This is a genomic window from Phenylobacterium sp., assembly GCF_016793285.1.
Taxonomy (GTDB): domain Bacteria; phylum Pseudomonadota; class Alphaproteobacteria; order Caulobacterales; family Caulobacteraceae; genus Phenylobacterium.
On sequence record NZ_JAEUMO010000175.1, the window covers coordinates 1 to 8,633 of the forward strand.

At 71.2% G+C, this 8,633-nt stretch carries 8 protein-coding genes; 6 read left to right on the forward strand and 2 right to left on the reverse strand.

The features are described 5' to 3' along the window. Positions 1-132: 132 nt before the first annotated feature. Positions 133-1,512, reverse strand: a complete 1,380-nt coding sequence (locus JNL41_RS15395) for an ATP-binding protein (RefSeq protein ID WP_293476419.1) — start codon at positions 1,510-1,512, stop codon at positions 133-135. 236 nt (positions 1,513-1,748) lie between these two features. On the opposite strand from JNL41_RS15395, the gene JNL41_RS15400 reads away from it, so the two are divergent. Both JNL41_RS15400 and JNL41_RS15405 read left to right on the forward strand, forming a co-directional pair. Next, entirely contained in the window at positions 1,749-2,828 is a 1,080-nt protein-coding gene (locus JNL41_RS15400) for a 2OG-Fe(II) oxygenase (RefSeq protein ID WP_293476421.1), read from the forward strand. Between the two features lie 73 nt (positions 2,829-2,901). Further along, positions 2,902-3,717 carry a hypothetical protein gene (locus JNL41_RS15405; RefSeq protein WP_293476423.1) on the forward strand — a complete coding sequence of 272 codons (816 nt, stop codon included), beginning with the start codon at positions 2,902-2,904 and terminating at the stop codon, positions 3,715-3,717. 68 nt (positions 3,718-3,785) lie between these two features. Here the strand turns inward: JNL41_RS15405 and JNL41_RS15410 are convergent, their stop codons facing one another. Next, on the reverse strand, positions 3,786-4,385 hold the full coding sequence (locus JNL41_RS15410; RefSeq protein ID WP_293476425.1) for a TetR family transcriptional regulator C-terminal domain-containing protein: 600 nt from the start codon (positions 4,383-4,385) through the stop codon (positions 3,786-3,788). Positions 4,386-4,601: 216 nt separating this feature from the next. Here JNL41_RS15410 and JNL41_RS15415 point away from each other — a divergent pair, with 216 nt between their 5' ends. The 4 genes from JNL41_RS15415 to JNL41_RS15430 form a co-directional block, all read left to right on the forward strand. Further along, positions 4,602-6,845, forward strand: coding sequence for a TonB-dependent receptor (locus tag JNL41_RS15415; RefSeq protein WP_293476427.1), 2,244 nt, complete (start codon positions 4,602-4,604; stop codon positions 6,843-6,845). A 17-nt stretch (positions 6,846-6,862) separates the two neighbouring features. Then, complete coding sequence (locus JNL41_RS15420; RefSeq protein WP_293476429.1) at positions 6,863-7,372, forward strand: VOC family protein; 510 nt, start codon at positions 6,863-6,865, stop codon at positions 7,370-7,372. Next, complete coding sequence (locus JNL41_RS15425) at positions 7,369-8,328, forward strand: cyclase family protein (protein ID WP_293476431.1); 960 nt, start codon at positions 7,369-7,371, stop codon at positions 8,326-8,328. The genes JNL41_RS15420 and JNL41_RS15425 overlap by 4 nt, the downstream gene beginning before the upstream one ends. A gap of 79 nt (positions 8,329-8,407) precedes the next feature. Then, the coding region (locus JNL41_RS15430) for an LLM class flavin-dependent oxidoreductase (protein WP_293476433.1) at positions 8,408-8,633 on the forward strand (226 nt) is incomplete at its 3' end.

Below are 8,633 nucleotides of genomic sequence, written 5' to 3' on the forward strand. Positions count from 1 at the left end.
CGGCCAGCCGCTTCAGCGCTGCGGCGCCGGTCTCGGCGTGCTCGACGTGGTAGCCCGCCGCCCGCAGCGCCGGGCTCAGCCAGCGCGCGATCTGCGGCTCGTCGTCCACCAGCATGATGGCGGCCGGCTCGGTCATGCCGCCACCGCCGCCGGGAGCACGAGCTCCACCGAAAGGCCGCCGCCCTCGCGGGCCCGCGCGGCGACCGCGCCGTCCATCCCCTCCATCAGCCCGCGGCTGATGGCCAGGCCGAGGCCCGTGCCGCTGATCCGCTCCGACCCCGCCGCGCGGAAGAACCGCTCGAAGATCCGTTCCAGGTCGTCCTCCGCCACGCCGGGTCCGCGGTCGCGCACCGCCACCACCAGGGCCTCGCCGCGCCGGCCCACGTCAACCTCGATCGGTCCGCCGCAGGTGGCGTAGCGCAGCGCGTTGTCGACCACGTTGCCCAGCGCCTGCTCGAACAGCGCCGGATCGCCGAGCGCCTCGGGCAGGCCCGGCTCCACGCTCACCGTGCAGACGCCCGGACGGCCGCGCGTGCGCCGCTCCACCGTGGTCCGCACCGCCTCCGGCGCCCCGAACGCGATCCGGTTCAGCGGCGACGCCCCCGACTGCAGCCGCGTCATCTGCAAGAGGTTCGAGACGAAGGCGTCCAGCCGCGAGGCCTCCTCCTCGATGGTGGTGGCCAGGTCGCGGCGGGTCTCGGCGTCGAACGTGTCGGAGAACCGCTTCAGCGCGGTCGCCGAGCCCAGGATGGTGGCCAGCGGCGTGCGCAGGTCGTGGCTGACGGAGGAAAGCAGGGCGTTGCGCAGGTCCTCGGTCCGCGCCCGCGTCTCGGCCTCGGCCTTGGCGGCGTCCAGGCGCGCCCGCGCGATCGCCGCCGCGCCGGTGTCGGTCAGGAGTTCCAGCGCCGCCTGCGCCTCGCGCTCCAGGGCCCGGCCCCTGGGCGAGCGCCAGCCCGCGACGCCGAAGGAGTCCTCGCCCGCCGCCAGCGCCCGGAAGCGCCAGCCCTCGGCGATCTCGGCCTCCGTCGCGGCCGCATCGCGCACCACGGCCGGCCCGCCCGCCAGGCGTCCCAGCCGCTCGGCCAGCCGCTGGCGGATGAAGCCCTCGTCGGCGGTCGCCGACAGCTCGCGGGCGGCTTCCAGCAGCGCGGCGTTCATCTCGGCCCGCGCGCGGCTCTTGCGCCGCTCGCCGCGCACCCGCCCGGCCAGCAGGTTGGTCAGCACCGACGCCGCCAGGAACAGCAGCAGCGCGTTCATCTCGTCGATCGAGCCCAGCGAGAACTTGTACGGCGGATCCACGAGATAGAGGTGCGCCACCAGCGCCGCGCCCGCCGCCAGGTAGCCCGGCCCCGTGCCCAGGTAGAACGCGGCCAGCAGCACGCTCGACAGGAAGATGCTCGTCAGCCGGCTCGTGCCGGTGATCCGCGAGAACACGTCGGCCAGGACGCTCGCCGCCGCCACGATCGCGAGCGCGCCGGCGTATCGCATCAGGTTGCGCATGGCGGGGGGCACGCGGGCGTCGAACTCCTGTCTCGCCGCGCCTCATACCGGAGGTCTGGCCGATCAAGTCTTATAGGTTTCATATACTTGCCCGTCTCCCGTGGCGCGGGGCATCTCGGGACGGCGGGAGGCTTGGTTCCCCCAGGCAAGTCTATGCCGCGCCTCTGCCGGGGCCGTCCCCACGACCCGGCGCCGGGCTTCCCGCCACCGCCGCCACGCTACCGACCGACTGGACCCGACCTCATCCCATGAGCCTGCACGCCGGCGCCCCGGCCCCGCTCTTCAGCGCCCCGTCCCACGTCAATCCCGAGTTCGCGTTCGGCAGCCTGGGCGGTCGCTGGATCCTGCTGGCCTTCCTGCCCCCGCCCGGACCCCGGCGCGACGCGGCCGTCGCCCTGGTGCGCGCCAACGCGAAACACTTCCAGGTCGAACAGCGCATCTTCTTCGGAGTGCTGCCCGACCGGGCCTCGTTCGACGCCTGCGCCGGCGACGGGCCGCCGATGCGCTGGTTCGACGACTCCGAGGGCCATGTCCGCCGCCTCTTCGGCGCCGAAGGGCCCGATGGCCAGGTCGTGCCCGAGTGGGTGGTCGTCGACCCCTCGATGCGCGTCATCGGTTGCGCGCCTCTGGACCGCGGCCCGCAGGTGATCGCCAGTCTGCTGCGCTTCGGGTCGCCGGACGACCACGCGGGCGTCCCGCTGCACGCGCCGGTGCTGATCGTCCCGCGCGTGTTCGAGCCCGACTTCTGCCGCCAGCTCATCGACCTCTACGAGTCCCAGGGCGGCCTGCCGTCGGGCACGATGCGCCAGAAGGACGGCAAGACCGTCGGCGTGCTCAGCGACTTCAAGAAGCGCCGCGACGCGTCCGTCGCCGACCCGTACCTGCAGGGCCAGATCCGCGCCCGGGTCTCGCAGCGCCTGATGCCCGAGATCGAGAAGGCGTTCCAGTTCAGGGTCACGCGCATCGAGCGCTACATCGTGGCCTGCTACGACGCCGAGGAGGGCGGCTATTTCCAGCCGCACCGCGACAACACCACGACCGGCACCGCGCACCGGCAGTTCGCGGTCTCGATCAACCTCAACGACGGCTTCGACGGCGGGGAGCTGCGGTTCCCGGAGTTCGGCTCGCGCACCTACCGTGCGCCGCTCGGCGGCGCGGTCGTCTTCTCCTGCAGCCTGCTGCACGAGGCGACGCACGTCACGCGGGGCCGCCGCTACGCCTGCCTGCCGTTCCTCTACGACGAGGCCGCGGCCGAGATCCGCAGGCAGAACATGCACACGCTGGAAGTCCCCGGCGCGGAAACCGCCCTCGAGCCGGTTTCCTTATAAGTTTCTTACAATTGAGTTCCTGGCGAACGACGCCAGTTTCCGGTCGGGCTCGTTACGACTGGAGAGTTATACCTTGCAGACCTCAATCCTCGACTGGCTGGCGGCGGGTGACGACGCCGACCTGTCCGGTCGCGCCGCGCGGCTGCTGTCCTCCGCGGCGGCGCCGGCCGAAGGCGACTTCGCCGCGCAGATCCTGCGTGAGCGGCCCGACGTCTACGCGGCCTACTACCGCGAGTTCTACAGCGCCCTGAACGACCGCCACTCCCCGGCCTGGGTCGACCGCGTCGGCGGCGAGACCCCCGAGGACTACGCCCGCTACTGGTACAAGACCTACGGCGAGCGCGAGGGCTACACGCCGGGCGAATCGGCGGGCGCCTCCGCGGCGCTGGAAGAGGGGGCCGCCCCGGTCGGCCGCACCACCTACGACGGCGTGCCGATCGCCAGGATCCTGGCCGACCGCCCCGACGTCTTCCAGGCGTTCTTCAGCGAGTATTACGGCGCGGGCAACGACCGGCACTCCGACGCCTGGGCGCAGCGCGTGGGCGGGAACACCGTCGAGGACTACGCCGACTACTGGTACAAGGCCCACGGCAAGGCCGAGGGGTATCGCCCCAGCGTCTCGTCGCCTCAGCCCGAGCCGGAAGCTCCCGCGCCGGGCGACGACCCGCCGCCTTCCGAGGACCTGCCGGTCACCGGCGAGGACGACGGCGACGCGGTGCTCGGGCCGCCGGCGGACGGCGGCGGCGACCTGACCCCGCCGCCGGAAGCGGCCGCGGAAGCCGACATCGCCCGGGCGCTGATCGTCACCTACACCGACGACGGCGGCTTCGAGCTCGCGCCCGCCACGCTCGAGCAGATGCGCTCGCTCTTCGACGACGCGGCGTTCTAGCGTCGTCGGGGCCCCGGCGGCGCGCCAACGTCCCGCGTGCGCCGCCGGGCGCCTCGTACCGCGATCGTTCAGCCCCGCTCGCGCACCGTATCCAGCCACAGGTCGAAGAGGGCCTTCTGGCGGGCGGGCGGGATGCGGCCGCCGACGCCCAGCAGGACGGCGACGCCGATGCCGTCGATCAGCAGCACCAGGTCCTGCGCGGCGCGGCCGGGGTCGACGCCCTTGGCCACGTCGCCTTCGGCCTTGGCCCGGACCAGCAGGCGCGTCAGCCGCTCGCGCCATTCGTCGTAGCGCAGCCGCATCACCCGCTTCACCTCGGCGTCGATGCTGGAGCGCTCCCAGTAGCCGATCCAGACCTTCCAGTAGTCGCGCCGCTCGGCCGTCAGCGGCAGGGCGAACGACACCACCTTGCGGATCGCCTCGAGCGCCGGCGTCACCCGTTCGGCCTTGATCATCTGGTCGCGGACCAGCCTGGCCGACAGCTCCGACGCCTCGATCAGGAGCTGGTCCTTGGAGTGGAAGTAGTGCGTCAGCGCCCCGGTGGTGAAGCCGGCCTCGGCGGCCACGGCGCGCACGGTCAGGCCCGCGATCCCGTCGCGCATGATGACGCGCAGGGCGGCGGCGGCGAAGATCTCGCGGCGTTCGTCATGGTCGACCGAGCGGCCCATCCCGTCCCCGAATGGTCTCAGAAGTGTATCGGCCACCCGTCTGCCGGAAGCCTGCCGTCTCTGGCAAGCGATTGCGCGCACGCGGCGCCACTTGTCCGAACGCGAGTTACATAACACGCGTTATGAACGGGCTTCCACATTCCAGAACGCCTGTTATATCTCCTGGCAAGCCGCGCCGGTCCGAGAGCGTGGCGGCGACATAGGAAGGGGAAGCAAATGAGCCGCATGCTGCTGCGTGCCGCATTGGTGTCCGCGTCCGCCCTGGCCGGCCTGACCGCCGCGCCCGCCTTCGCCCAGGAGAAGGCCGGCGACAACGTCGTCGGCGAGCTGATCGTCACCGCCCAGAAGCGCGAGGAACAGGCGCAGGACGTGCCCATCGCGCTCACCGCCATCTCCGGCGACCAGCTCGAGCGCCAGGGCGTGGTGGGCTTCCAGGACCTGTCGACCCGCATCCCCTCCCTGCGCTTCGGCGCCGGCGTCACCGGCGGCGAGAACGTCATCACCATCCGCGGCGTCGGCAGCCAGAACACCACGTCCGGCGGCGACTCGCCGGTCGCCTACAACCTCGACGGCGTCTATCTGGCGCGCACCACTTCGGTGGATCCCGAGTTCTTCGACGTCGACCGCATCGAGGTGCTGCGCGGGCCGCAGGGCACGCTCTACGGCCGCAACTCCGTCGGCGGCTCGGTCAACGTCATCACCCGCAAGCCGACGAACGAGACCGCCGGCCACGCCGACGCGCTGGTCGGCAACTACGACGCCCGGATCTTCCGCGCCTGGTTCAACACGCCGATCTTCGAGGACGGCGACCGCTACGGCGCGATCCGCCTCTCGGCCGTGAAGGCCGAGCACGACGGCTACCAGAAGAACCTCTTCACCGGCCCCGGCGCCACCCACGACGCCGACGGCCAGGACTTCTGGATGATCCGCGGCCAGGTCTACGTCGAGCCGTTCGAGGGCTTCGATGCGCGCCTCATCGCCTCGATCTCGAAGAACGGCGACCCGGTCGCCACCAAGACCCGCTGGGAGCTGGCGCCGGCCCGCTACGTCGGCGCCCAGCCCTACCTCTCCGACCCGCGCAAGGTGCGCAAGAACAGCCCCGAGACGTTCGACCAGGAGAACGTCTACGCCAGCCTGACCATGAACTGGGACGTCGGCGTCGCCACCCTCACGTCCGTCACGGGATACGCCGAGGGCGACTGGGCCCAGTCCAACGACCCCGACGCCTCGGAGCTGACCCTCGCCACCAACCCCTACTGGACGCTGGACCAGTTCCAGTGGAGCCAGGAGGTGCGCCTGGCGTCCAATCCGTCGGACAGCCCGTTCTCGTGGATCGTCGGCGCGTTCCTCTTCAAGGAGAAGGTCGGCCAGACCTTCCAGTTCACCGACACGGGCCGCAACTCCGCCAGTCCCTTCACCGACACCTTCGTCTTCACGAACGGCGGCATCTACAAGACCACGTCCAGGGCGGTCTTCGGCCAGGCCGACTTCGATCTCGGCAAGGCCGGCATGGGCGCGCCGCTCACCCTCACGGTCGGCCTGCGCTACACGAAGGACACCAAGAAGGGCTTCGACTTCCTGAACTACCAACTCCCGCTGCTGGCGCTGGCCTTCCCCAACTCCAAGACCTTCGACCGCAGTTGGGACGAGGTCACCGGCAAGGTGGGGCTGACCTGGCAGGTCGGCGACGACGTCATCGTCTACGGCGCCTACGCCCGCGGCTACCTCTCGGGCGGCGGCCTGGTCGGCAACTTCCCGGGCATCTACCAGCCCGAGACGGTCCGCGCCTTCGAGGGCGGCCTGAAGTCGACGCTGTACGACGGGCGCCTGCTCTTCAACGTCGCCGGCTACCGCCAGAAGATCCGCGACATGCAGGTGTTCGTCCAGGACATCACCGGCTCGCGCATCGACAACGCCGGCCGCGCCCACGTCAACGGCATCGAGGTCGAGGCCATCGCCGCGCCGGTCGCCGGCCTCCGCATCAACGCCGCGGTCACCGCCACCAAGGCCGAGTACGACGAGTACCTGACCGTCAACAACCGCTTCGCCGCCGCCGCGCCCGGCTGCAACGCGACCACCCGCATCTGCGACTTCTCCGGCAACCGCCTGGTCCAGACGCCGGAGTACACGGTCAACCTGGGCGTCCAGTACGCGCTCGACCTGGCCGGCGGCTCGCTGACCCCGCGCGTCGACGTCTTCCGCTCGGGCGACCTCTACTTCCTGTCGGCCAACGGCCCGAACGAGCGGCAGAAGGCCTACACCCTGGTCGACCTGTCGGTGCGCTACGCCGCGGCCGACGAGCGCTGGACGCTCGAGGGCTTCGTCCGCAACGCCGGGAACAAGGACATCGTCTCCAACGACGGCCTGCAGTCGAACACGCTCGGCAACGGCCTCGGCTTCGACAACTACGCCTACTATCCGCCGCGCACCTTCGGCGTGCGGCTCGGCGTCAACTTCTAGGGCAGGGGAGTTCGGTCGTGGCCGAGTGGGCGCTGGAGCGGCTCTATCACACGGTGGTCAACTGCCGGGACCTCGACGAGTCGGTGGCCTTCTACGAGCTGCTGGGGTTCGAGGTCCTGAACGACCGCCGCAACGTGACCTGGCCGGCGTTCGTCGCCGGCATCTTCGGGCTGAGCCGCGCCAACGGCCGCGGCGTCCTGATGGTGCTGCCCACCGACCGCGACGGCCCGATGATCGACCTCATCGAGTGGCTGGAGCCCCGGGCCGACTTCCCCGATCCAGCGCGCCGCCGCGAGCTCGTGCCCCGAATCATCGCCTTCCGAACCCGTGGCGTTCACGCCGCCCAGAAGGCGCTGGAGGCCGCCGGCGTGGTCTTCACCCGGCCCACCTACACGCCCGCCGAGGCGCTGGGCATCGTCGGCACCGCCTGCTGCTACGACCCCAACGGCAACATCGTCGAGATGATCGAGCTGGAGCCCGGCGTGCGCCACTCCCGCGCCAACGAGGCCCTCGGCGACAAGGCGTGACCGACGCCGCCGACCCTCGCCGCGGGGACCACCCGCTCGCCATGAGCGACAAGGAGCTCCGGGCCCTGTTCGGCCGCGTTTCCAACTGGGGCCGCTGGGGCGCCGACGATGAGCGGGGCGCGCTGAACCACATCGGCCCGGCCGAGATCGCCGCCGCCGCCGGCCAGGTCCGCGAGGGCCGCACCGTCAGCCTGGCGCGCGAATTCCCCACGCGCCCCGGCCCGGAGAACCCCTGGCCGGCCCAGCACCACATGCTGATCGGCGGCGATGACTGCTGCGTGCCCGGCATTGATGGCCTGCAGGTCTCCACCGACTTCATCGGCATCGCCTTCCACGGCATGGCGTCCAGCCACATCGACGCGCTCTGCCACGTCTTCGCCGACGAGAAGATGTACAACGGCCGCCCCGCCAGCGACGTGAAGAGCACCGGCGCCAGGGCGAACTCGATCTTCGCCCTGAAGGACGGCGTCGTCAGCCGGGGCGTCCTCCTCGACATCCCCCGCGTCCAGGACGTCGCCTTCGTCGACTCCGAGACCATGACCACGATCGCCGACCTGGAGGCCGCCGAGCGCAAGCTGGACGTCACCGTCGGCAAGGGCGACATCCTGATCGTGCGCCTCGGCCGCGACGTCCGTCGCGACCGCTTCGCCGACCAGGCCGTCCCCGGCCTCGACCCGCGCGTCACCGAATGGCTGCACGCCCGCCACGTCGCCGTCCTCGGCTGCGACGGGGTCAGCGATCCTATCCCGAACGGCCGCATCCACCGCGACTGGGCCATGCCGATCCACATGCTGGCGCTCGCCGGCATGGGCCTGCACCTGCTGGACAACCTCCACCTCGAAGCCCTCGCGCAGACCTGCGCCGAGCTGAACCGCTGGAGCTTCCAGCTCACCCTGGCCCCGCTTCCCATCGCCGGCGGCACCGGCTCGCCCCTCAACCCGATCGCGGTGTTCTGACCATGCGACGCCGGCCCGCCGCATCCCCAAGCTCGTCCCATAACATAACGCGTGTTATGTCATCCGTCCGGAGGCCCTCATGAAGTTCGACGTGTTCTGCGAGATCCAGCGGGCCTTTCCCTGGCACGGCAAGGACGAGGCCAGCCTCTTCCAGGAGATCCTCGGCCAGGCCCGGGCCGCCGAGGCCGCCGGCTTCGAGACCTGGTGGCAGGTGGAGCACCACGGCTCGCCGCAGTTCAGCTACTCGTCCGCCCCCGAGGTGGTGCTGACCGCCATCGCCATGTCCACGAAGACGCTCCGCGTCG